The organism is Methylomonas methanica, from assembly GCF_001644035.1.
GTDB classification, from domain to species: domain Bacteria; phylum Pseudomonadota; class Gammaproteobacteria; order Methylococcales; family Methylomonadaceae; genus Methylomonas; species Methylomonas methanica_A.
This window is the reverse complement of record NZ_LUUG01000042.1, coordinates 15,055-39,696: the sequence shown is the minus strand read 5'-3', so window position 1 is coordinate 39,696 and position 24,642 is coordinate 15,055. Positions and strand designations below refer to the sequence as shown.

23 protein-coding genes and 1 tRNA gene are annotated in these 24,642 nt (G+C 50.9%); 19 read left to right on the top strand and 5 right to left on the bottom strand.

Annotated elements, in window-relative coordinates:
- Window positions 1-156: 156 nt before the first annotated feature.
- From pilM to A1332_RS01875, 9 genes are read left to right on the top strand one after another with little or no spacing between them, the layout of a single operon-like run.
- Entirely contained in the window at window positions 157-1,122 is a 966-nt protein-coding gene (pilM, locus tag A1332_RS01915; protein WP_064006886.1) for a pilus assembly protein PilM, read from the top strand.
- A complete protein-coding gene (locus A1332_RS01910) occupies window positions 1,119-1,745 on the top strand; it encodes a PilN domain-containing protein (RefSeq protein WP_064006885.1) in 627 nt (208 codons plus the stop codon). Before pilM ends, A1332_RS01910 begins: the two co-directional genes overlap by 4 nt.
- A complete protein-coding gene (locus A1332_RS01905; RefSeq protein WP_064006884.1) occupies window positions 1,729-2,373 on the top strand; it encodes a hypothetical protein in 645 nt (214 codons plus the stop codon). Before A1332_RS01910 ends, A1332_RS01905 begins: the two co-directional genes overlap by 17 nt.
- A complete protein-coding gene (locus A1332_RS01900) occupies window positions 2,366-2,695 on the top strand; it encodes a hypothetical protein (RefSeq protein WP_064006883.1) in 330 nt (109 codons plus the stop codon). Before A1332_RS01905 ends, A1332_RS01900 begins: the two co-directional genes overlap by 8 nt.
- Before the next feature lie 5 nt (window positions 2,696-2,700).
- Window positions 2,701-4,377, top strand: a complete 1,677-nt coding sequence (gene mshL / locus A1332_RS01895; protein WP_064006897.1) for a pilus (MSHA type) biogenesis protein MshL — start codon at window positions 2,701-2,703, stop codon at window positions 4,375-4,377.
- A 37-nt stretch (window positions 4,378-4,414) separates the two neighbouring features.
- Entirely contained in the window at window positions 4,415-5,323 is a 909-nt protein-coding gene (locus tag A1332_RS01890; protein ID WP_064006882.1) for an ExeA family protein, read from the top strand.
- Entirely contained in the window at window positions 5,320-6,339 is a 1,020-nt protein-coding gene (locus A1332_RS01885) for a tetratricopeptide repeat protein (protein ID WP_064006881.1), read from the top strand. Before A1332_RS01890 ends, A1332_RS01885 begins: the two co-directional genes overlap by 4 nt.
- A gap of 10 nt (window positions 6,340-6,349) precedes the next feature.
- Window positions 6,350-8,047, top strand: a complete 1,698-nt coding sequence (locus A1332_RS01880; protein WP_064006880.1) for a GspE/PulE family protein — start codon at window positions 6,350-6,352, stop codon at window positions 8,045-8,047.
- 1 nt (window position 8,048) lies between these two features.
- Window positions 8,049-9,272, top strand: a complete 1,224-nt coding sequence (locus tag A1332_RS01875; RefSeq protein ID WP_064006879.1) for a type II secretion system F family protein — start codon at window positions 8,049-8,051, stop codon at window positions 9,270-9,272.
- Here A1332_RS01875 and A1332_RS01870 read toward each other — a convergent pair.
- A complete protein-coding gene (locus tag A1332_RS01870; RefSeq protein ID WP_064006878.1) occupies window positions 9,269-11,803 on the bottom strand; it encodes a DUF6701 domain-containing protein in 2,535 nt (844 codons plus the stop codon). The genes A1332_RS01875 and A1332_RS01870 overlap by 4 nt on opposite strands.
- 422 nt (window positions 11,804-12,225) lie before the next feature.
- On the opposite strand from A1332_RS01870, the gene A1332_RS26240 reads away from it, so the two are divergent.
- From A1332_RS26240 to A1332_RS01845, 5 genes are all read left to right on the top strand, one after another.
- Complete coding sequence (locus tag A1332_RS26240) at window positions 12,226-12,681, top strand: type II secretion system protein (RefSeq protein WP_064006877.1); 456 nt, start codon at window positions 12,226-12,228, stop codon at window positions 12,679-12,681.
- Window positions 12,682-12,796: 115 nt separating this feature from the next.
- On the top strand, window positions 12,797-13,288 hold the full coding sequence (locus tag A1332_RS01860) for a prepilin-type N-terminal cleavage/methylation domain-containing protein (protein WP_064006876.1): 492 nt from the start codon (window positions 12,797-12,799) through the stop codon (window positions 13,286-13,288).
- Window positions 13,272-13,739 carry a type IV pilus modification PilV family protein gene (locus tag A1332_RS01855; protein WP_064006875.1) on the top strand — a complete coding sequence of 156 codons (468 nt, stop codon included), beginning with the start codon at window positions 13,272-13,274 and terminating at the stop codon, window positions 13,737-13,739. Before A1332_RS01860 ends, A1332_RS01855 begins: the two co-directional genes overlap by 17 nt.
- 1 nt (window position 13,740) lies before the next feature.
- Window positions 13,741-14,532 (top strand): PulJ/GspJ family protein, encoded by a 792-nt coding sequence (locus A1332_RS01850; RefSeq protein WP_064006874.1) that lies wholly within the window; start codon window positions 13,741-13,743, stop codon window positions 14,530-14,532.
- Window positions 14,529-14,927, top strand: coding sequence for a hypothetical protein (locus A1332_RS01845; protein WP_197491370.1), 399 nt, complete (start codon window positions 14,529-14,531; stop codon window positions 14,925-14,927). The genes A1332_RS01850 and A1332_RS01845 overlap by 4 nt, the downstream gene beginning before the upstream one ends.
- Window positions 14,928-15,254: 327 nt before the next feature.
- Here the strand turns inward: A1332_RS01845 and A1332_RS01840 are convergent, their stop codons facing one another.
- Window positions 15,255-15,479 carry a hypothetical protein gene (locus tag A1332_RS01840; RefSeq protein WP_064006872.1) on the bottom strand — a complete coding sequence of 75 codons (225 nt, stop codon included), beginning with the start codon at window positions 15,477-15,479 and terminating at the stop codon, window positions 15,255-15,257.
- Between the two features lie 241 nt (window positions 15,480-15,720).
- Here A1332_RS01840 and A1332_RS01835 point away from each other — a divergent pair.
- A tRNA-Leu gene (locus tag A1332_RS01835) sits at window positions 15,721-15,807 on the top strand.
- 227 nt (window positions 15,808-16,034) lie between these two features.
- Here A1332_RS01835 and A1332_RS01830 read toward each other — a convergent pair.
- Window positions 16,035-17,117: a phosphotransferase gene (locus A1332_RS01830; protein WP_064006871.1), complete on the bottom strand. Its 1,083-nt coding sequence runs from the start codon at window positions 17,115-17,117 to the stop codon at window positions 16,035-16,037.
- 429 nt (window positions 17,118-17,546) lie between these two features.
- Window positions 17,547-18,956: a Fic family protein gene (locus A1332_RS01825; protein WP_064006870.1), complete on the bottom strand. Its 1,410-nt coding sequence runs from the start codon at window positions 18,954-18,956 to the stop codon at window positions 17,547-17,549.
- Window positions 18,957-19,222: 266 nt separating this feature from the next.
- On the opposite strand from A1332_RS01825, the gene A1332_RS01820 reads away from it, so the two are divergent.
- The 4 genes from A1332_RS01820 (at window position 19,223) to A1332_RS01805 (ending at window position 21,418) form a co-directional block, all read left to right on the top strand.
- Window positions 19,223-19,876: a transglycosylase SLT domain-containing protein gene (locus A1332_RS01820; protein WP_231890183.1), complete on the top strand. Its 654-nt coding sequence runs from the start codon at window positions 19,223-19,225 to the stop codon at window positions 19,874-19,876.
- 18 nt (window positions 19,877-19,894) lie between these two features.
- Window positions 19,895-20,206 carry a flagellar transcriptional regulator FlhD gene (locus A1332_RS01815; protein ID WP_064006869.1) on the top strand — a complete coding sequence of 104 codons (312 nt, stop codon included), beginning with the start codon at window positions 19,895-19,897 and terminating at the stop codon, window positions 20,204-20,206.
- Window positions 20,203-20,727 (top strand): FlhC family transcriptional regulator, encoded by a 525-nt coding sequence (locus A1332_RS01810; protein ID WP_064006868.1) that lies wholly within the window; start codon window positions 20,203-20,205, stop codon window positions 20,725-20,727. The genes A1332_RS01815 and A1332_RS01810 overlap by 4 nt, the downstream gene beginning before the upstream one ends.
- A gap of 112 nt (window positions 20,728-20,839) precedes the next feature.
- A complete protein-coding gene (locus tag A1332_RS01805; RefSeq protein WP_157203918.1) occupies window positions 20,840-21,418 on the top strand; it encodes a hypothetical protein in 579 nt (192 codons plus the stop codon).
- A 3-nt stretch (window positions 21,419-21,421) separates the two neighbouring features.
- Here A1332_RS01805 and A1332_RS01800 read toward each other — a convergent pair whose 3' ends face one another.
- Window positions 21,422-24,619 carry a conjugal transfer protein TraG N-terminal domain-containing protein gene (locus tag A1332_RS01800; protein WP_064006866.1) on the bottom strand — a complete coding sequence of 1,066 codons (3,198 nt, stop codon included), beginning with the start codon at window positions 24,617-24,619 and terminating at the stop codon, window positions 21,422-21,424.
- Between the last annotated feature and the right edge of the window lie 23 nt (window positions 24,620-24,642).

The following is a 24,642-nucleotide window of genomic DNA, read 5'->3' as shown; positions in this document are numbered from 1 at the left end:
CAAATTTCTGTAAATCCGGTCTTTTAGTATAGACTTCGCGTACTAGTTGCAAGTTAGGCTGTAAGCCTTTCAAAAAAAACGTAAACAGCGAATCGACACGTCCTCGCTTTTTTTATTGCAATTCCAAATAGCCTTTTCTACCGGAAACCGCTCACAGTGCGCTTACTGCAAAAATTACTGCGAAAACCCAGCATCTCGCCCGGCATCGTGGCTGTCAGCTTCGTGGCAAACGGTTTTACCATAGCCATCACCCGTTATGCGGAACATGAGCGACCACGCTTGTTGCATGCCGAATTCGTGCCGAGCAGCGAAGTGCAGTTAGTGCCCCAATTGGAAACACTGGTTAAAAACCACCATCTGGAAGAATACGATTGCCATATCCTGCTGGCGCCGGAACACTATCGCTCAATCAGCATTGAAGCGCCGGCCGTTAACTCAGAAGAAATCAAGCAAGCTGTCGGCTGGCGGATTGCCGACTTACTCGATTACCCGCTCGATCAAGCCACTATCGATTATTACTATTTACCCAAATCCAACCGGCCCAACACCCCGCAAATGCTGGAAGCAGTAGCTTGTACCAAAGACCTGGTGTCGACGCTCAGCGAGCGTTGCCGTCAAGCTGGTTTGCATGTCAAAGTCATCGACATTCAGGAAACCGCTTTACGCAATCTGGCAACCTTGTTGCCGGAAAACCAACAAGGTATCGCCTTGTTGCACTTGGAAAAAGACAACGGCCGGGTGATTATTCAAAAAAACGGCGCCCTGTATCTATCCCGTAAAATCGGCAGCGGTTATCAGCAACTTGCCGACAGCACTATCTACAGTGGCCTGGAACCGGACATTGTTGAGCACGACAGCCTGGCCCTTGAAATCCAGCGGTCTTTCGATTATGTCGAAAACTTTTTCGATATTCCGCCCATCACCAGTCTGGCGGTTGTGCTAACGCCGACCGATACGCAAAAAATCATCAACTTCCTGACTATGAGCCACGGGATTACGGCTCGGGCCATGGACTTATCGGCGATAGTCGATAGCGATATTTTATTGAGCGACGCCACCCAAAACCTTTGCGCACCGGTGATAGGTGCCAGCCTGCGCAGAGCGCTGGAAGCCGGCCAATGATCCAGCAAATCAATCTTTATCAGAACGGCGGCAAACAGCACCATGCCATGCTTCGCAACCCTTACCTGTTGGCGGTAATCGGCGTGGGGATTTATCTGCTAATCGTCGGCATCATCGCCAATCGCAGTTTGCATGATAGACAAGCGGAACGGGAACAATTGCAATCCCAGCTACAGCAAGCACAAACTCACTTACAAAGTTTGCAAAACCAATATCCCAACCAACAAGTCGATGCCTTGCTGAATCGGGAAATTCAGCAATCTCAAACTGCCTACCAAAGTTTATCGCACGTATTGGAACTATTGGCAGACGATAGCTCCGACCAAACTCAAGGATTTTCCGGGTATCTGGCGGCGTTGGCGGCCCAAGCCGACAGCAACGCCTGGCTAACCGGCATCAACATCGAAAGCACCGGCGACAGTATTCGTCTGCAAGGCCGCGCCTATAAACCGGAACAGATTGCCTTGCTTTTACAACGCCTGCAAAACACCGCGCCGTTCACCAGCCGGCGTTTTGCAAAGCTCAGTATTCAGCAATCGGCCGACGCCGCCGAACTGAGCGACTTTAGCGTGAGTGCAAATTTTAAGGACGACAAGGAGGCCAAAAATGCCGGCAAACATTGAGCAGTTTCAACTGCGTTTTGCCAGGCTTAGCCGCCGCGAAAAGTGGATGGTGGCAGGTACCTTTATCCTGTCCCTGTGGGGCGTTTGGGATACGCTGTTCTATCAGCCGCTTAACAAACAACAGCAGTTGGTTATGGCTGAAATCGGCGCTTTGCAAAAACAACTGGCAGCGCAACAGCAAATCGCCAAGCAACTTGAAGACACCGGCCGGAAAGATCTGAATAGCGATGCGCGCCAAAATCTGAAGCAGCTTCAGCAAGCAGTGAACAGCCTAAAACAGCAACTCAGTGAAGGCGGCAAGAGATTCGTCCCGGCCCAATCCATGGCGACCGCTCTGCGCGATATGCTCAAACAGCACGGCAACCTGAAACTGCTAAAACTAGAAACCCTGCCCGCCAGTGGTTTCGGCAATAACGATCAGGAACCGATTTGGGTGTATAGGCATGCGATGGTGATTACCTTGCAAGGCGATTACTTCAGCACCTTGAATTACTTGAAAGCCTTGGAAGCCCTGCCCTGGCGCATCCATTGGGATAGCATCGCCTATCAGGTAAAAGACTATCCGCTTGCCGAAACCCGAATTCAGGTATACACCCTAAGTTTTGAACAGGATTTACTCGGTGTTTAACTATTTTGCACTCGTCCTTTTAGCCCTAATCTTGCCCGGCATCACGCAAGCGGAATTACACGACCCGACTTTGCCCGGCAATTTGCCTGCTGCGCAGGCAATGGACGTGCCCAACGCCGAAACGCTTCCCAGCCTGACCGCTATCTGGATTTCCGCCGCCCGCCGACGCGCGACTATCAATGGCGTGACTATAGGCAACGGCCAGACCTTGGCAGATGGCAGCCGATTGGTACAGATCAAGCCTGGCTATGTGTTGATCAGACAAAACGGCGTCAACAAAAAACTTTATTTGGTCCCCTCCGTTAAAAAACCGGTGAAATGAACCCAATGCTCAATACTTTTGTAATTGTTACTGCCACCCTGACGTTATTGCTGGCGGCCTGTAGCGAAACCGCCGCGGTCAAGACTGCCAACGTGGACAAAACCTTTCCGACCGCCGTTGTCCCCAGCAATACGCCCTCGCCTACCCCGCCCACGGCGGTGACGGACGCATTGATTCCCGATTTTAATCAAACCCTGCTCGGCGAGCCTTTAGCCAGCCAGCCGGCGACTTTTAACGTGTCGGTACACGAAGTCGACGCTCGGGAGTTTTTCATGAGCCTGGTGGTGGATAGCCAGGAAAACATGGTGGTGCATCCAGATGTGACAGGCCGTATCTCATTGGAGCTAAAAAACGTCAGCGTCGCCCAGGTGCTCAGCGCGGTGCAGAAGGTCTACGGTTACGATTACAGCAAAACCGACATCGGCTACATCATTTACCCGGCTACTTTACAAACCAAAATATTCAAAATCGACCGCATCGATTTACTACGCGAAGGCAGTTCCAATACCCGCGTCTCGTCCGGGCAAATTAACAATAATTCCAGACGCAATAATACTTACAACCAAAATAACGACAATAACAGCCCCGGCAATAATCCCAACGGCAACAGTAACTCCACCTCCGGCAGTTGGATCACCACCTCGTCAAAAACCGACTTTTGGGAAGAGCTGCAATTGTCGCTTTCAGCAATAGTGGACATCGACGCAGCGAGCGGCAATGCTGAGAGCAATGAGCTGAGCAACCCGAAAACCGGCTCCAAGGTTGTCATAAACAAGCAGACCGGCATCGTGGTAGTACGCGCCAACCCCACGCAAATGCGCGAAGTCGAAAAACTGGTGGAGAGCACTCAGGGCCAGATAGCCCGGCAGGTGGTGATAGAAGCCAAAATTCTGGAAATCATCCTCGACGACAAACATCAGGATGGCGTGAACTGGGCCACTATTGTTCGGGAAGGCAGTAAAGCTTTTCTGACCGCCAGCAATCCGCTGCCTTCTATCGTGGCCGGCACCACCGAAGTGTTTACCTTAGGTATACGCTCCGGTGATTTCTACGCTTTTATCGAACTGATGGAAGGCCAGGGTAAAACCAATATCCTGTCCAGCCCGCGCATCTCCACACTAAATAATCAAAAAGCCGTGATCAAGGTTGGCGAAGATGAATACTTCATCACCGACATAGCCTCGAACAACAGCCTGTCGGCCGCCACCAATACCGTGACGCAAGACATTACCTGGACGCCGTTTTTTTCCGGGATTGCGCTGGATGTAACGCCGCAGATCAGCGATAGCAATAACATCACCCTGCACATTCACCCTTCGATTACTCGCGTCAGACAAGACGACAAAAAGTTTTCCATTAACGGCGACGACAACAGCCTGCCCATGGCCAGAAATACCGTGCGGGAATCGGACAGCATCGTCCATGCCGAAAACGGCCAAATCATCGTGATCGGCGGTTTGATGCAGGAAAACCGCGAGGAAAACAAGCAAGGCGTTTCGCTACTTTCGCGCATCCCTTATCTGGGCAACGCCTTCCGAGAAAACAAAGGCACAGGTCTAAAATCGGAACTGGTGATCCTGTTAAAGCCCACCATTATCGGTAACAGCCAAGACTGGAACGCACCGATAGAAGACAGCCGCGAACGCATGCAACAATTGGAACGCAAGCAATTGTGGAAATGAGCCCTTGTAGGGTCGAATTCATTCGACCGATATAAACATGTACCTACAACATTTTGGCCTAAATCAGCTGCCTTTCAACCTGACGCCGGACACCGAGTTTTTCTGCGATCTGCCTACGCATCGTGAAGCCTTGAATGTGCTGATGATTGCCTTGCAAAGCGGCGAGGGTTTTATCAAGATCACCGGCCCGGTCGGTACCGGTAAGACCTTGCTGTGCCGGATGCTGCTGAACGAATTGCCGGCGCCGTTTATCACCGCCTATCTGCCCAATCCGCATTTATCCGCCGCCGGCTTGCATCTGGCGGTCGCGGAGGAATTGGGCATCCGCTATTCCAGCAATGCCTGGCAAAGCCGCACTTTGACGCAAATCAACGACTATCTGCTGATGGCGGCCAAGCTCGGCAATAAGGTAGTTTTGATTATCGACGAAGCCCAAGCCATGCCGCTGGAGACCCTGGAAAGCTTGCGATTGCTAACCAATCTGGAAACCGAAAAACAAAAACTGTTGCAGATCGTGTTGTTCGGTCAACCCGAGCTGGATGAACTGCTACAAAACAAAGCTATCCGCCAGTTACGCCAGCGCATCAGCTTTAGCTATACCTTGCAGCCGCTGAATAAGCGGCAAATTCGCGAATATGTGTTGCATCGGTTAAGAATCGCCGGCAACACGCATACCGATTTGTTAGCACCGCTAAGCATCCACGCGCTGCATTTTTATACGCAAGGCATACCGCGCCTGATCAATATTCTGACGCACAAAGCCTTGTTGGCCGCATATGGCAAGGGCCAAAGCAAAATAAGCTGGCGGCATTTGCAACTGGCCGCGTTGGACACCGACGACACCCGTGACAAAAAGCTGCCCTGGGGCTTTAGAAGCATTTTCCTGTGGCTGCTGCTACTCAGCTGTTCGCTGTTTGTTTATTTTTCGTCATACTTAGCTTTATGAGCCTAATCAATCAAATGTTGCGCGATTTGGAACAACGCAACACCGCAAATGCAACGTCCGCCCCAAAACTGGAGCTAAGGCCGGCCCCACATACCCAGCATCAACGCCGTTGGTACTGGTTAATTGCGTTTGCATTGACACTGCCCGTGCATTACGTGTGGCGGCAAACTCACTCGACCCAAACGGAACAGCCGGCGGTTGCCGCGCCCGCCATGGCACCGCCGGCCGCACCTGCACAAATATCGGCACCGACAGTGCCGGAACCGCCAAAAGTAACACTACCCGAGGCGTCGCCAGCGAATACCGGCGGCACCGAACCGGCAGCGATCAAAACCGAGCAAATTATCCAATCAAGCAAAGCAGTAGAGCCGGAAGTGCCGCAACCGCCTGCAAACGCCGCACCGATTCCGCCAATCGTCGCGCCGGCAGTCAAACCCGTTAAAACACAAACGCCCGCTGAACAGGCCGACGCCCTGTACCGGCGCGCTAAAACCGGCAAGTCGGCGCCGATGATCGACGCACTATTGCGCGATGCCTTGCAGCTTAACCCCAGTCATTTGGGCGCACGCACCCTACTCCTGCAAACCCTGTTAAAAGCGCATGCCAACCCGGAAGAAATAGCTGATTTTGTACAAGAAAGCCTGCAATTATTCCCGGACAACCTATTGTTCGTAAAAACTCAGGCGCATTTATACGTTCAGCAAAAAAACTTTGCGGCAGCGACAAACACACTGGAACAGATTAACCCCGACTCGGTGGACGATACGACTTATCTGTCCTTACTCGCCGCCGGCTACCAACAACAGCAGCGCTTCCCACCAGCCGAACGTATCTACCAACGACTAACTCAGCAACAGCCGGAGAAAGCCGAACACTGGTTGGGCTTGGCGATTTGCCAGGACAAGTTGAACCAGACGCAAGCGGCCGCGCAGGCTTACCAGCAAGCGCTGGACAAAAACACCTTGCACGCAGACGTTGTGAACTATATTAAACAACGTCTCAGCGCCCTGAATTAATTCACCCGCCATGGAATATCCGCAAAAGAAAATCCGCATCGGCGACTTGTTGGTACAACACCGTATCATCAGTCACGAGCAATTGATGACAGCGTTGGCCGAACAGAAAAAAACCGGCCGCAAGCTGGGCCGCACCTTGGTCGATCTGAATTATATTTCCGAGACCGATTTACTCAGTTTCCTGTCCCGGCAACTGCAAATCCCTTTCCTGGATATTTCCCAATACAAGCGCAAACCGGAAATTTGCAAGGAACTACCGGAGAACCTGGCCCGCCGCTTTCGGGTAATGCTATTGGAGAGCAACGCCAACGACGTATTGCTGGCAATGGCCGATCCTACCGATTTAATGGGGCTGGACGAACTGAGCCGGGTGCTGAAAAAGCGCATACGCCAGGCGGTGGTGCGCGAATCGGATTTGCTCACCGCCATCGACCAGGCCTACCGCCGCACCGAAGAAATCAGCAATCTGGCCGACCAGCTCAGCGACGAACTGGCAGAAAACCAATTCGACCTGAACGCCCTGCTCTCCAGCAGCGAAGTCAGCGACGCACCGGTGGTTAAACTGCTGCAATCTATTTTCGAAGACGCGGTGCAAACCAACGCCTCGGACATTCACATTGAACCGGACGAAAACGTGCTGCGCATCCGCCAACGGGTAGACGGGGTGTTGAACGAACAAGTGTTGGACAACATCAACATCGCCCCGGCGCTGATGGTGCGTCTGAAGCTGATGTGCGGTTTGAATATTTCCGAAAAACGCCTGCCGCAAGACGGCCGTTTCAGTATTCGGGTCAAAAACAAGGCGCTGGACGTGCGGCTATCGACGCTGCCGATTCAAAGTGGCGAATCGGTGGTGATGCGGATTCTGGATCAATCCAAGGGTTTGCTGGATTTGGAGCTACTCGGCATGCCTGCGGAATTGCTGAGCCGTTTTAAATCCCATATCCGCAACCCGCACGGTTTGATTTTAGTCACCGGCCCCACCGGCAGCGGCAAGACCACCACGCTGTATGCGGCGCTATCGTCGGTTAACTATCCGCAGACCAAAATCATCACCGCCGAGGACCCTGTGGAATACAGTCTGCCGCGTATCAATCAGGCGCAAGTCAACGACAAGATCGGCCTGACCTTTGCCAGCGTGCTGCGCTCGGCGCTACGGCAGGATCCTGACGTAATTCTGGTTGGGGAGATTCGCGATAGGGAAACCGCCGAAATCGCAGTTCGAGCCTCGATCACCGGCCATTTGGTGTTCTCGACCTTGCATACCAACGGCGCGGTGGAAACCGCCACCCGGCTGCTGGATATGGGCATCGAAGGCTATATTTTGGCCAGTGCATTAAAAGTCATTGTCGCGCAGCGCCTGGTCAGGAAAATTTGCGACCGCTGCGCACAAGCCGCAGAGATCAACGAAGGCCAAAGCATCTGGCTGGAAAAAACCTTTAATCTACGCGCCGGCGACATTGCGCTTAAGAAAGGCGCCGGCTGCCAATACTGCAACCACGTAGGCTATCGCGGCCGCATCGGCGTTTATGAACTGTTGGAGTTGAACCACGACACCCTGGACGCCTTGCGTCGCAACGATTCTGCCGGATTTATCTCAGCCGCCCGCGCCACGCCGGGTTTTAAGCCGTTTACTGAACAAGCGCTGGAGCTGGTCAAGCAAGGCACTACAACCTTACACGAAATCATGCGTATCTCGGAAAACTGAGATGGCTAATTTTGCCTATAAGGCCCGCAATCCCAAAGGCCAACTGATCAACGGTCAGTTGGAAGCCGAATCCGCGCAGACCGTCGCACAAACCCTAAATAGCCGGGGTTTGACCCCCATCGCCATCGAACCGATCGCTAGCGGCACCGACTTGCTGGAACAATTTTCGCACTGGCGCGCCTTAAGGGCTCTCAATATCAACGACCTGATTCTGTTCAGTCGGCAGATGTATAGCCTGACCAAAGCCGGCGTGCCGCTGTCCCGCGCCATTAGCAGCCTGGCCGATTCCAGCCGCAATATTGCCTTGAAGCAGGCTTTGGTTGGGATCACGCGCAAACTGGAATCCGGCCAACCGCTGTCGCAAGCCATGGCGCAATACGACCGGATTTTCCCGTTACTATTGCTCAGCATTGTCAATGTCGGCGAGACCACCGGCAGCCTGGAACAAGCTTTTCTGCAAATCAGTCATTATCTGGAGCGGGAAAAGGATACCGAGAACCGCATCAAAACCGCGTTGCGTTACCCCGGCATGGTAATCGCGGCCATCAGCATCGCCCTGGTCATCGTCAATATCTATGTCATTCCGGCCTTTAAAGGCATGTTCGACAAAATGGGCGCGCAGCTGCCCTGGCAAACCCGTCTGCTGATGTCGATCTCGGAATTTACGGTCAATTACTGGCCACACCTGTTGGCGGCATTGATCGCGGCGGCTTTGTTGGTTGCTAAATATCTGGAAAATCCGGAAGGCTTGAAGCAATGGCATTGGCTGTTGCTAAAAATTCCGGCGGTCGGCAGCATCGTCGAACGGGCGACGATGGAACGATTTTCTCGCGCCTTTGCGATGATATTAACCGCCGGCGTACCGTTGATTCAGGGTATTGCGATTGTTTCCAAAGCAGTCGGCAACGAATACATCGGCGCCAAGCTGCATAAGATGCGGATTGGCATCGAAAAAGGCGACAGTATCAGCCGCATGGCAAAAAGCATCGGCTTGTTTCCGCCCTTGGTGATTCAAATGATTATGGTCGGCGAAGAGTCCGGCAACATCGCGGAAATGTTGCATGAAGTGGCGGATTTTTACGAAGGCGAGATTGATGCGGATCTGAAAGTGCTCTCCAGCGTCATTGAGCCGGTATTGATCGTAGTGATCGGCATCATGGTACTGGTGCTGGCATTGGGTATATTTCTACCGATGTGGGATTTATCCACCAATATGCATCGCTAGTAAACTTCCCGCAGATAAATCTGTCGGCTGTTGCCTTTATAGATACCAAACGTGGCCTTGGCCGTTGGCGCGTCATCGTGCGCGTTGTCGTGATCCCAATCGAATAACAGCCACGGCAGACTGCTTAAGTCTGCACTGACATCAATATTGCCGGTATTGCCGGCCCCCGGCGCACTGAAACTCAGGCCCCCGTTCCCTGCGAGCAAAGGCGTGTTTGCCAAAATAGCGGTCGAGGTCCCTGAGCCAATTGTCATCGCAGTGGTGCCTGCTTGTAAGGCGCCTCCTGAGGTGTTTGAGTTACTAAGCTTTAGCTGAGTACTTGAGCTGAGACTAGTGCAATTGTCGGCGGTGTTGGTCACGAAAGCAGTGCCGTTGAAATACTCGCTGAACAAGGGCACGGGTAAGGTTGTCAGTTCCGAACCGTGGGCATTGCTTAGCGTCAAACGTCCCCAGCGCTGGGTTTTGTTGCCGCCAGAGAAAGCAATGCCGTTTCCGGCACTCGCCGCCCCGAATTTCACCGGATTGCTACCAGCTACACCGTTGATGCGAGCCACCTGCACAGCATCGGTATCTTGCAAGTTAAAACTCAAGGCAATTTCGGCGTTTAACGGCGCAACGGGATTGCCGCGAGCTATCGCAAGAATATTGCTTGTGGTATCTGCAAAGCTCAAGCTGCCGGTACCGTTGCCGTTATCGGTCGCAATCGGTACGCTATTGTTCAAAACAGTCAAGCTCTGACTAGCTTCGGCATAACTGGGTGTGATGCCGTAACTTAGGTTGCTGGGGCTTATTTTCCATAAACTGCCGGTGTAATTTACCGAAATTACCGCAGCGGCATTTTTTGCAGTTACCTCGGCTACCGGCTGCGTTGCATATTTAATTGGTTGGCCGATATACGTAAAATGTCCGCAGCCCGGCGAAAATACCGGCGTATTCAACGTAACGTCAAAATAGTCCGGTACAAAGCGTCCTATCGTAAATATCGCAGAACTCACCGTGCGTTCGGCTAAAGTTGAGCCGTCAGCGGTATCGACAGCGGCAAAGTTGGCATCAGATACGCTACTGCTGATGGCCCCGACTTCTGAATAGCTGGCTGTTGTGGAGGTAGCTACGCCAGCACTGTTGGAAAATCCACCGGCAGAAAATGTACCCATTACGCAGCCCGTAGCAGGCAGTACACAATTGACCGTACCGGCACTTGGCGTGCCGTTATAGCGGGAAGTCACTGCACCCACTGCGTTCTTAGCAGTCGCAGTTATTGTAAACGGTTGTCCGGCCTTATGGGTTGGCGTAGCGGATGCCGTCGCCGCATTAAGTGTTCGGCTGGTACCGGCTGAAGTCCAGTTACTATCACTTGCCACTGCCATCAACTCGTATGGGCGAATGGCAAAGTTATCCGTAGAACATGCGATCACACTTGGACTAAAAAACGGATACTTAATCCTTATCCGCACATTCTGCCAGACATTGCTTTCAGAAAAAGCAACTGTCTTTCGCCCGGCATCGGCAGAAGTAAAATTAACGATTGCCGCATTACCAATCGTCGGATAAGTACTGCAGGAGCCGCTACTGGCATCCACTAACTCGATTGCAACGCCGCCGGTAAAACCTGTGGTTCTGGTTGCGCCGGTACTATTCGTTGCAACCACATCCAACGTAAAACTGCTGCCGGCAATTTTGGTTTTGATATATCCAGTATTGTCTGCGGCTGCGGTGGTGGAATCAAATGCATTAAACTTACCCGGTACCGTCGTACTGGAGCCGGGAATATAGAATTTAAATGCGCTGTTATCGGTGGGAAACCCGACAGAAGAGACGGCATAGTCGCTAGTGCTTATTTGCCAGCCAATCTGCGCCAAGGCAGCGGCTGGGCCCCGCACCGAACTACCAAATTGATAAATGAACTCGCCATTTTCTTGGAGAATGAGCTGTAAATCATAGGCACCTGAGGCGGAATTAGTGCTTGTCCATTCCGGGACGTGATACCAAGTCACCACAAATTGCCGATCCGGTGCGGAACCGGCAGTGGCATAGCTGACATAACAACTCGCTCGGCTGATACAGCTCGTGGAATAACCGCTCACTTCCGACTTTAAAGTGGGGTCCAGATCGTTACCATAAATGCGCATGCTGTAATCTAGCCCGGCGTTCGGATAGGGCAATTGCGTTACCGGGCTACCGAAACCGCAGGTGGCATTGTTGTTGAACTGAATGCGCCCGTTGGACATCACTCGTAGACTGGTAAAATCAATGGCACCGAATCGGAAACTGAACCCTAACGGAATATCGTCGCTGATGATGTCGTCGAGAATCGGCACACTACTGCCGCAACCGCTGTTACCGGTAAATTTGTATGTTGCCGAGTACAACCCACCGGTAGTCGGCCCCAATTTGCTGTGGCTGCCGGCATCTATCCAGCTAAAGGTATATGGAATAACCGCATAGGTTCCTGCATGGGCCGGGTAACTAAAACTCCATATCAACAGAAAGAATAACTCTAAGGCCTGTCTTTGCCGGAATGTCAAAAGCACTCTTGTCAACAAAGCTCCCAAGTAAGATTAGGGTTGGTGTGTTACATTTTGGCAAACCGGACAAATATGCCGTCCGTCCTCGGTACACAGCCAGCCTGCATTGACAGCCAAATTTAACTCTCCCTCAAACCAGGCTCTGCCGTCACTCAGGCGCCGGCCGACGCGCTCGTCACTGCGTGGCGCCCGCCGGAATTCTATCGAGCGCAAACCTTGTGGGTTACAGATGTCGCAAAAAATAAATTTTCGTATGCTCATAACGGTAGGTTAAACAGAACTAAAACCCGAAGATGTATCACTTTTTGGCAATATTTAACCAAAATTAAACCTTAGTATAGACTAGGTCATGCTCTACAATAGCTAGCAATTCATATACCTTACTTTTAACAGAATATTCGTTTACGCCTTAATTTTCGGAAAAAACAATGAAATTATATCGACAGCAAGGATTCACATTAATAGAACTGATCATGGTCATCGTGATTTTAGGCATTTTAGCGGCCACCGCTTTGCCTAAGTTTTCCAACATGTCGTCAGATGCCCGGGCAGCGGCGCTGGAAGGTGCGCTTGGCGCGGTTAACTCCGCGATAACCATTGCGCACGCCCAAGCCCTGCTCGAAAGCAAAACCGCCGCGTCGGGCCAAACCATAACGCTGGAAGGCAGTACCGTGGATTTGGTGTATGGCTACCCAGCAGCAACCGCTGCCGGTATCGGCTCGGCCATCCGCTTGACCGGCGACCTTTCGTTCACTACTGCCGGCACAAAGATCGGTTTTTCATCCGGCGTAACGACTGCCGCTACTTGCGAGATCACATACACGGCAGCTACCAGCGCATCGGTCCCCGCTACAGCCAGCATCGTTAACAGTAACTGTTCGTAATGGAAATAAAGAAGCTCTGACCGGATATATTGAAGACTTAGCCCGCCATGCCGATCATAAAGGGTATTGGTCATGTGTGGTGCCAGCTTTTGACCATAGCCTCTGTTAGACTGAGATGCTGAGTATTTCGGACCGCCGCTCAGGCGGTTTTACATTGGTTGAGCTGGCAATGACCATCGTCATTCTCGGTATTTTGTCAGCAACGGCATTACACAAGTTTTTCGATCTGTCGGTTTATCAGGAACGAACCTTCTTCGACGATACCATCAGCGCCATTCGCCACGCCCAAAAGTTGGCGGTGACGACCGGCTGCAATGTTCAAGTACAAATTAGCGCCAATCAATTCGAATTGCGCCGCCCATCCGCGACGAATCGCAGCAAGTGCGCCTCCAACGTCGCCACCGATTTCGATCTAACGGTGGCTAGACCTGGTTCAGGAGAGTCGAGTTATCAGGGCAGTCAGACCGGCATTGATTTAAGCGACACGACCTTTTACTTCACGGCCAAAGGCGACGCATCCGCCGACCAGCAAATCAGTGTCGGAAGTAACGGTAAACAAATCAGCGTGGTAAAAGACACCGGCTTTGTGTATGACAGCTCGTCTTAAGCCATATGCGAAAATTCCATATCAACGGCAAATCGGCGTTACGCTGATAGAGTTGGTTCTATCGATGCTAATAATCAGCATCGGACTGCTAGGCGTGTTATCGGTGATTAATCTAACCGTTAGCCACAGCGCGAATCCGGTGCTACAGCATCAAGCCATCGCGATAGCGGAATCCTATCTGGAGGAAATTTTACTCCAAGCCTATAGCGGTGGAAGCACTAGTGCCAGAGCCGACTACGACGATGTCGATGACTATAAAGGCCTGGGCGACGTTGGCGTGCACGATCAAGATGGCAATGCGGTTGCCGGCTTATCGCAATATAACGTCACGGTCTCGGTATCGGCCGGCACTGCGTTAACCGACGGCGTAAATGCCAAACAAATAACCGTTACCGTTAATGGTCCAGGCGTTAGCGATTTGCGTTTGGTGGGTTATCGAGCCGAGTACTAATATGCGCCGCGCTAATCAAGGCTTTACCCTAATCGAGTTAATTACAGTGCTGGTCATTGTCGGCATTCTGGCGGCAATGACGACCGACATTATTACCCTGCCGGTGAAAAGCTATCTCGATCTGGAGCGCCGCACCACACTAGTGGATAACGCAGAATCGGCGCTTCGGCTGATGCAACGCGACATTCGCCGCGCCCTGCCCAACAGCATCCGCATTGCCGGCGGCGGCACAACACTAGAGCTTTTACATATCAGCGAAGGCGGCCGTTATCGAGCAAAATTAGCAGCGGACGGCAGCGGCGACGTTCTGGACTTTACGACAAGCGACAATCGCTTCGATGTCATGGGCAGCTTGGAAAATACGCCGGCGGGAGAACTGGTTATTTACAACCTGGGCAGCGGCACTAGCGATGCGTATGCCGGCAGTAATCGCGCCACCTTAGACAACACGTCCACAACGACCCAGTTGATTCTAGGAACTGCCAAGCAATTTCCGCTGCAATCGCCGGAACAACGGTTTTTTATCGTCGATACGCCGCTGAGCTATCGTTGCGATCTGCTTGCGGGCACTTTATTGCGTTACAGCGGCTACAGCATCAGTGCCACACAAGTTGATCCTCCCGCTGGCACCAACGGACAACTACAAGCCAACAATGTCAGTAGCTGCGATTTCGCCTATAGTTCGGCGACAGCGTCGCACTCCGGAATAGTCACACTGACCATCACATTGACGGACAGCGCCGGAGAATCGACTCGATTGATCAGACAAATCCATGTGGATAATGCGCCGTGACAGGACAACGCGGATTCTCGATTGTGATGGCAACTTTTGTACTTGTGGTGCTGGGTCTGTTGGGTACATATATGGTTAGGCTAAGCGCCCACCAAATTAGTACCTCCATCAACGCACTGCAAGGCGCTAGAGCCTATCAGGCCGCGCGCGCCGGCATCGAATGGTCGATTGCCCGGATTGCCAACGGCGGCAGTTGCACTGACCTAAACACCCAAACCGCGATGGTTTTTAACGGCCTTGATGGATTTTCGGTGAGAATAAACTGTAGCAGCCAGACATATTCCGAGGCTGACAAAACAGTAAATGTTTTTCGGATTAACGCCTTGAGTCGATTCGGTAGTTACAGCGATAACGACTATGTAGCCAGAGAAATAGAGACGTCTATTGTCAATTAGACAAAACGGTGCAACGATCTAAATCGTGTTGAAGGTTTGAATCGATCTTTCACTTTACGCCCTTACTTTTAGAACCACGGAACAAATCATCAACCTGTCATCCTAACTTACTGCCCCATAGAAAAAAGTAACCGAAGGGTTAAAGTCGTCTCCTCAGATTAGAAGTAGCCTGAATGCCTGAAAAAATGGGTTTCAATGGTTACGCAATCGCCGCCTTGATAGCAAATGGATAGAGTTCGGCATGATATTCTCGGAGCGTGTGTTTGGTGGCTTCCAAGATGTCTGGATGATCGATCACCCGTTGACAAGGGGTTTTTGCGACGCCTGCTATTTTTTGATGAACTTGGCGCCATCCCGGTATTTTTTCTGACGTTTTGCATCGCTGGTGAACCAAATGCGTTTCAAGGGCTCCAGCAGCACTACGGCTTGATATTTCCGTTTGGGGTCAGGCCGATTGCCAGAGTGAGCAGCTGGCTTTATTTTTCGATTCAGTAAACGAATCGCGTACTTGCGTGCGTAGCCGCAGACCTCGCAAAACTCGTTCAGGATCATTTGTTTCGCCGCTCGATCACTTTGTCGATAGCATTCGGATGGCTTGTAAGTAGACCCGTCGTTCGCGTTTTCCCATTGTTGTAATCCGATAGTGTTTGGTTACATTCAATGTGAGGCAACGCCCCTCTTTTGCCGAGGTCTTGGATTACTTTAAATTTGAGGCAATTCGGGATAAGGCTTAAAGTTGACACAACCCGACCATTTACTTATAATGCGCGAATTACTTGCTCAAGCAGGTAATGCCGAGGTGGTGAAATTGGTAGACGCGCTAGCTTCAGGTGCTAGTAGGGGTAACCCTGTGGAGGTTCAAGTCCTCTCCTCGGCACCATTTTATTTTTCATTTTGTTAAAAACGGCAAAATGGAAAATAAAAAATCCTTGTAAATTTTCTTATAGCTACAAACCTGTAGCGCTCAGCAATTAAATCCAATAATTGCGTTAAGTCTCTTAACTTACCTCAAGACTATCGCTCTCAAAATCGCCGCCAAATAGTTTCCACCGCTATTCTCCGATTAAATCCAGCATACAGTTACTTTCCAACACTCACACGAAAAGCTCATAGGGCTAACGCCGCATAGCTATCGTTATCATCCACTGCTGCTGAAGCGCGCGCAATTAACTCCAAGTTGCTGTTATGCTCCATCATGCCCCCGATAGCTAAGGTAACAATCATCGCTTCGAACGGATACACCAAATGAGCGCGGTAGCGTTGGTGATACACCTCTTCGTCTAACTCGCCAATTCCGTGATTGGCTAACGATGCCAAATATAGCTCCAGCAACTGTTTTTCATGAACGCGCCTAGAATCCGGCTTCAGCGATGTAGCTAAAAAATAAGCAAGGTCACTAACACCTTCGCCCATCCGCACCAATTGCCAATCTAGAAAGCCCGGCTCAGCCTGACTCCAGAATAGATTGCCGGGGTGGCAGTCATGATGCACCAATGTTTGCACACCGGTTGCCAAGATCTTGGTGATTCGCCGCCGATCCGCAGCATAGTGCAGCGCGGATTGATGCAATTTGCTGGGCACCAAGCGACCCGCGCGCTCAAGTCCAAGTCTCATCAGAGGCACCGCCAGTAAGGTACCCATATGATTCTCGATATTGTGACTAAAGCCGTTTAACCAGCGATGCGTTTTCAGTAGCCCGGCATTACCCCAATAGTGAGCATGAAAACCGGCTAGCTTTTCCACCACCCGCCGAGCTTGCTCTAGGGACAAGGCGTCGGCGGCAAGCCCGGGCCGACAACCCAGTTCGTCCAGGTCTGTCATTACCAATGTGGTACCGCGACCTAACAGACTTTCAGCCGCTAAAATTTGCGGCAAATTCACCGGAGCACCCTGTGAAAGCGAATTATAAAAATGGACTTCCTTATGCAATAAGCGCGGTATAGCGGTAATCGCTCTGGACTTAATTGCCAGCGACGGCGTTTTTACAAACCATCGACTTGGTACGACGCCGATGGCGTCGTGTTTAACGGTAAGCCGTAAGCGTGTCGATGTGCCGATATTGATGGATTGAACGTCTACTGCACTTACTTTGGCACTGGCCGCATATCGGTTAACGATACGTTGCGCCCATTGTCGGGATAATTGATCCGGACGATGCACGACAATATTGTTTCTAAAACGGTTCAACATTGGATTAAGCCAGTCTCAAATATTTGATAAATCGAAATATTAGCCGCCGTATTCATTCAATTTAATTTCATCAATCAAATAACTAATTATCAAAACCTAATGTATTCCTATAGTTTTTCAGGCAATAAAAAACCCGCCAAGTTATTAACTTGCGGGCTATTACTCAATCGTCTACCTCAAAAAACTTGGTCGGGACGGCGGGATTCGAACCCACGACCCCTTGTCCCCCAGTCAAATAGAGTTTTTTATCAATCAATAAAATCAACAACTTGCAGATCTCGCAATTTAAAACCCTACTACAGTTGCACCAATATCAACGTTATTTATATGTTGCAGTACTACGATTTTACTACACCAATGCTACACCGAAGCATGTTACAAATTAGGCTCCAGGAACAACTGATGGTAACGATCCAGTGCTGAAATAAATTATTCCACATGGTCTGTTTGGTATTTTTCCCGCCATACTGAAAACTCCAGAGGACGCAGTCCAAAACGAATTGCATTTCCCGCATGCAAAGTTTTAAGTTCGTTTTGTATTAAAATAATGAATCGCTGCTTGTCTTCTGAAGACACTGAATCCGGAATGCCTGCCATGATCGATGTTTCATCTGTCGCCAACCCCTCCCGGACAATGGCTCGTATCACTTCAGCCAATTCGTTTCTATAACGTAATCGAACGATGTCCGGCGGCACTAATTGCTGCTTCACGGCAACGTATTGCTGGCATGAACGCTCGTAAGCCCAGATGTAGACATCTCTCAACAATTCAATTCGATTCAGCTCATAGACCCCGAGAACTGCATCCACGTAAGCCTGTTGCGGCACGTCGATAAAGGACAGCGGGCAGAGATTGTGCTGAATCAGCGGGATGTTGGCCGCCAACCGCGAAACCCGTTTGTTGACGTCTTCGAAGGGTTGCAAGTATGGCAAATGCACCATTAGGAAAAATGATTGTTCAAACGGATCGCTGATTTCAGCCGCCATAGTCATGACAATCCCAAACAACTCCTCAATCCGTTGCGGCATCGCAATCGGCAAATAAACACTACCCCCGATATCGACCGCACGATTGCGAAGGCGACCACAACTCATCGGGTCCGCTAACAAACCATCCGATAAAAAGGCATGTACGGCAATAATAGTTTCTGCTGCAACGTCGGCGTGCTCAGTGTCGCGTACCAAATATTCAATAGCCGACTTGTGATTGAGGATCATCTGGGTTTCCATGACATCCTTACCTTCAGCCGCCTGACCGAATTCGATCAAGCGTTCGGTATCCAGTCGGCTATAGGTATTGCCTTCCAATCGTGATGAAGCCCACGATAAATCAATGAGTAAGCGATTCAATATGTCACGAGCAAACGTGCCTGCCGGGGTTTGTTCAGCCGGCGATCGGCCCAAGGCATGCAATTGTTCACGTAAACTGGCTGGTAAGTAATAGGTGTTGTTTGGATAGTACTGCCCCAGAAAATCGGGTTGGTAGCTGACGGGAGATCGTTGAGTTCGAGGTTGCCGAATAAAGGACTTAATCTCTTCGCCTTCTGGCGAAATGGGAATATAGACTTCGTCAACAAATTGCCGGCTCGAACCATCAACGACATCAACCGAGTCGAAACCCTGACCAGGCTTTGCAACTTTATACTTCAGTGCTCGCCCATCGCCTTCGCTAAAAACGCGGTGCTCTGCTACCAATGTGGCCAAACGGCGTTGCAAAGTACGCCCCTTGATTTCAAAGTCTAGCTGTTGCGCAATGTCTTTCGCACCAATACCTTCAGGATATTGGGCAATAAGCTTCTCGATTCGATCCAGCTCTTCTGATGGGACTATTTTTGGCATGATTTGATTCTTGGTGTCGCGATTGACTTTATTGTGCCATTTAATATGTCACCAAACCAAAATTCGCGCCATAAAAATATTCTTGGTGGTACCCATAAACCTCAGCCACCATCTACCCACCCAAGTCATCACATTCCTTCCGATCATAAGATCAAGTAAAAAAGCAGGAGGATCGGCGAAAAACAGCTAAAAGAGGAGTTTTTCGAACATATAGAATTTTTGGCAACGTCGTAAACTCGCTTCAAAACCAAAACGGTGGGCTTGCGATGTTCATTATTCACATAAAAAATCAAGAGTTTAAGTCCCCTGGCATTTCAATCCAAATCCCTATTAAGCGCCTTTGGATTGGCATGATCGGTGGCCTTTTCATCATCAGCCACCCCATGGAATCAATGGCTGCTGATTCTACTCAAACGAGTGGCAACAGTCAGCACACAGCAGCTAACGCTAAATTACAAAACACGCTGTGGGGGCAAGTAGCCCGAAGGCATCGTATTGACCCCTATATTCTGTATGCCGTTGCGCTCACGGAGTCGCGAAAAAACGGTGAACAGAATTGTGTCATGCCCTGGCCCTGGGCCATCAATAACGCTGGCAACTCCTTTATTCCTAGCAGTCAGCAGGAGGCCAAAGCTTTGCTCAATCAAATGCTGGATCAAGGCAAACGCAATATCGACGTCGGCATCATGCAAGTGAATCTGCGATGGCATGGCCACCGCGTTGCGAAACCCGAACAACTCTTGATCCCGAGCACCAATCTCGAAATTGGCGCTAGCGTACTCTCAGAGGCTATCCAATCGGTACCTGGCAATCTCGCTCATGGCATAGGGCGATATTACAGTTGGAAAAACGAGCCGGCCGCCATCCAGTACGGGCAAAAGGTGATCGCCTTGGCCGATCAAATCCGAGCGATTCTTTAGCCAACAGAGGATTCCAGAATGGAGGAAAATCTCTACAAACTGAATATCGACTACCTCATCGTCGCTCAATCCTTAATTTTTTCCGAAAGCGAACAGAAAGCCATGTTCTGCCTGGGTTTAACGGCAGACGCGGTTTCATTGCTCAGAAAGATGCCGCTCGAACAGTTGAAGCTCCTGGCTCGAAGCGATTGCCTGACCTTTATTCCCCGATTCAATCCCCACAAATGGAGCGAATTCCTAAACATCCAAAAACCCGAAGCCCCGAATGTACTCGACGCACGGGCCATTGAGCTCCTGATGCTTTTGTCCACCCACCCTCCCGAGTCATGAGCAACCATTGCGCCTATGCTACTCGGCTTAAAGATCAGTATTGGGCCTATCAATTACTGAAGCGAAAGCTTCGTACGGTATTGGCATGCCGGGTCATAAAAACCCTGCGCCCCAAAGACTTGTGTAACCTTTATTTTTCGCTGCACCGAGAAAGTCCAGTATCTGGGCTAGTTCCCAGCATTACGGCGATGCCGCAGGCACGCGAATCGTTTCTGTACATGGCCCTATTTGCTTCAATCTATCGAAGCGCTTGTCCGGGTGATATCAGATCGGAAATAGACCTGAACGCTATGATTTTTGCCTGGGATACTTTTTGCACAATCTATCCCAACCATATTCAAGAACGCCGACCGTTTGGCCGCATACGACCTGCAAATTTCGATGAAGCCTGGATTATCACCGAAGCAATGAAAGACGGACTCGCTGAACTACCTTACTGTACAAGCTGCCATTTGCCCTATTTGGTAATTCATGGCTGCAAATACCAGCAGGTCTGTCAAATGTGCGTGCTAAACCGCTAAACCAGATGCATAGATCCAGATACATCATTGACTAATTGATTCTTTCCAAAAATCTTGGGATAGTAGCCACTAGAACATAGGATCAGCCGAATATTCGAAGTGGAGGCCAACAATGGCGACATTTTCATCCCGATTAAGCCGACAAGATACCCGAAAACCCTCAGTCTTTGCCGGACATCATGCTACGGTGATTTGCAACGAATGCAACCGATCCATGGTGCCGAGAGTGGTGGTTTACTATGGCCGACCAGTCAAGTCAGTTTGCCCTTTCTGCGGCGCAACGTTTACGCGGTTTCCGAGCGGACTACAGCAATTTTCACAACGGTTTTCCAAGAAAATTGTTTCGTTCGATGCTTTTAAAAGAATAGCCTTGGTTGCTGCTGGCTTTGGTTTGATTTGGTTCCTTGCAACGATGGAAATAATCCCTCGCGAGATGGAAGCCCTTGGGATATTCGGTAGCATTGTTTTCAGCGCGTTCGGCCTAGCTGAACTTTTTTATCAAACGATCGAATTCATTGCGAAACAGTTTTCACACAACAGTCGCTATTACTGGTCGGCTACAGCTTTGATCGCAATTATGATTATGTATGTTAGAGATGATTTAACCCGTTACGTTGTGATAGCTTCTTTTCTTATGATCGTTAGATCGATACTGGCTGGTTTTGCAGTCGCGAGAAGTCAATCTCATTGAAAGTTAATAATTTATGCGGCCACGCGCCCGATTGTAATTTCCAATTTGATCGATTAAGTCCATACGACCTTGACCAGCCGCGCTTTTAAGTAGCTTGGCAATATCATTACCCTCGATACTGCCTTCCTCTTCTATCAACTGGCTTCTAGCGATACCAAGGTTGCCGCCATACTCGCCAGCAACAGCAATCCCCGCAAACGCCTCAAACATCGCGGCACGATAATAAGTTTGCTGAGTCCGAGTTAATTTATCTGCAACCTCATTTACTCTTTGATTTGCCCATACTTGAGAAGCCTCCTTAAATCCAGAATACGATTGGTTTGAAGCAAATTTTATTGAATCCCAAATTCCCATTCCTTGCGCTTGAGATTGTTGAACATATTCTGCAAACTCCTTGATATGTTGGTTACTAACCGATCCTAATGCTTCCAAATTTTTCGCGGAGTTATAAAGACTGCCCCCTAGATAATTGTAAGAAGCCTCTGCGGCCGAAGGCGTGTCATTGGCCGCAGCCGCAATCGATTGCCTAAAGTGTTCTGCTTTGACATTCGCCAATTGTCCAAAGCCTTCTTTCGAATTTTGTTCACGCTCGGCCAGATTTCGATCATGCTGGGCTTCGATACTTTCTTCGCCATTGGCAATTTTGCCTGACGCTGAGCTGATTCGGGCTTGAGCACGCTGATCCAGCGATTCGGTTTCAGCGCGCGGATCGTTGAGATGGGCCTGTTCGACGGAAGCTTGAACCTTACCAGTTTCCGGTGCATTGGCTTTCAGCGATTCATTCCGACTGGCATCCCAGCTTTGATCGGCCTGCGGCGCATTAAATGCATCACCGAGCAGTTGATAACCCGATATTTGCGCCTGGTGCGATTGTTGATCATCCAGCGTGCGGTAACTGGGTGACGAAAAACCGGTCAATAACGACATCCCGGCGGCGGCATAGGCTTGATCGGCATCGCTAATCCAACTCGCCGCTTTCCATTGCGAGGCCAACCGCTGCGTATCGCCGCGCAAGCCGTATTGATCCAGCGTGCGATCCAGACGTTCCATCAAGCCAAGATCATGCGCGATTTTGTATCCCGTTTCCGCCGCGCCGAAACTGGCTTGAATTCCGAATCGTTGTTGAGCCGATAGAGTTTGTTGATAGGATTGATTAGCCGATACCGCATCGGTTGCGCTGTGTTGCAGCGAAGACAATGATTGATGTTGCAAGCCCATGGATGCCACATTCCGGGTGCCGGTTTGCGCATCCAGTGCCAGGCTTTTCGCCAACCCCGCTTGATAGCCCTGACTGTCGTTGACGGTTTGACTGATGTCGGCGGCAATGGCGTCAGACTTGTCCTGACTGACTTTGAAGTCGTTTTGCAAGCGGCCAGAAATTGCGCCGCTGAGTTGGTCGTTACCGAGCTTGGCGCCGGCATTGGCACTGCCGGCCACCAACGCCGAGAACTGATCGGCGGAAATCCCGGTATCGGCATGTTTCTTGGCAAAGGCTTCGCCAAACTGACGATTGTAAGCATCGGTATAACTGGAACTGCTGGCGATTTGATTGCCCAATGAACGACTATCAAACGCATCGCTGCTGATGCTAGCCGATTTCGACGCCGTAGACGACACACTGTGCATGAAGCTGCTGGTCGCCTGTTCCGAAGCGCTGTAAGCCGACGATACCGCCGCACTCATGTCCTTGCCGGCGGTAAAGGTCGGCAGCACTTTGTCGACACCGGTTTGGGTAACTGCTGAAAGTGGACTGTATTGATGTTGCGCCTGGGCATTCAAGACCGGCGCCGGGCTGATCACGTCGGGCGTGGCGATTTTTTCGTTCACGTAATCGCCGCCATCCATCCGCCCCAGGAAATGGGTGGCGGTCACTGCCCCGCGATAAATCAGCATCAAGGTAATGGCCGGCGTCGATGCCGCCAGCATGCCGCCGATCGACAGCCATTGCTGCAACTCCATATCCAGTTGGTAAATGCCCATCATCGACGGCAGATTGTAGGTGGCCGTGGTCAGCGCCGCCATTTTGCCAGCGGCCGACATCTGGATGAACAGATTGATCACCGCCAGTATCGGCATCCACAGCTGGATCCACAGCAACATTGAGAAGTAGCCGATATTCATCCGGATACCGACATTGCCCAGCATCACCACAAACGCCATGATCGGCGCGATAGCGTAACTCAAACCTTCGATGAAGGCCATCATGGGTCGAACGATCTTGGCAAACAGCGTTTGTTCGGCCGCCCACTGGGTATTACGTTGCTGAATGGCTTGCTCGACCATTGCCGCCTTGTTCCAGTGCAAGCCGTCTTCATGCCGGCCGATGACGCCTTTTTCGAACATCGGTATGATGGCCGACATCAACATGTAATCGGCGGCATCGACCACACCTGGCCCGGCCAACGCATCGAAGGCATCCTGGATTTTCGGCACCGTGTCAGCTGCTGCCGGCACAGCCAAGGTCGGCTGCAACAACCCTTCCAGCGCCGTCGCGAAATTACCGGTGGCCACCCCACTCAAATCGGCCCAGGCATCCGTGCAGGTTTTGGTTTGCGGTTGGCCGCCGACATAGATTTGCGTCATGTAGATGTCGGAATCAAACCTGATCGCATTCAACGGATCGGCATCACGCAAGATGGCATCCACCGATTTCTGGTTCAGATCGACACCGGTCAAGGTACATTCGCGCACGTAGTTGGCAAACGAGGTTTCCATGTCGCTGCCGGCATTCGGCACGTTGGCCGCACCTAAATTCACCCGCGACAACAGATTCTTCCGTACCGCCGTCAAGGTCTGCAAACTGTCGGCAAAGCCATTGCCGGTCATCGACGGCGTACCAAAGCCTTGTTCGAACAGCCGTGTAGTGCGATAACCCATGTTCGACATCACGCTACCCACGACTGCCGGACCCAACGGCACATTGTCGACTACCACCACGCTACCGGTATAGGCATCCTCGATCGATACCCGCACCGAAGGTGCGTATAGCATCAGCCACAACACATACGCCAACAGTAAATCCTGATAACGGATACCGCGACCATCCCATTGCAACAAGGCCCGTAGCATGACGATGATGACACCGATCAAGCCGCCGACGGCCGCCGCGGTGCGGTAATCACCGGTCCCGGAGATCATTGCGATGGCATTGAGGACGGCTTGCAAATAGGCGGAATCGCCCACGGAGAAGATTTCAAACATGGACGACCTGCCTTTTAAACAAC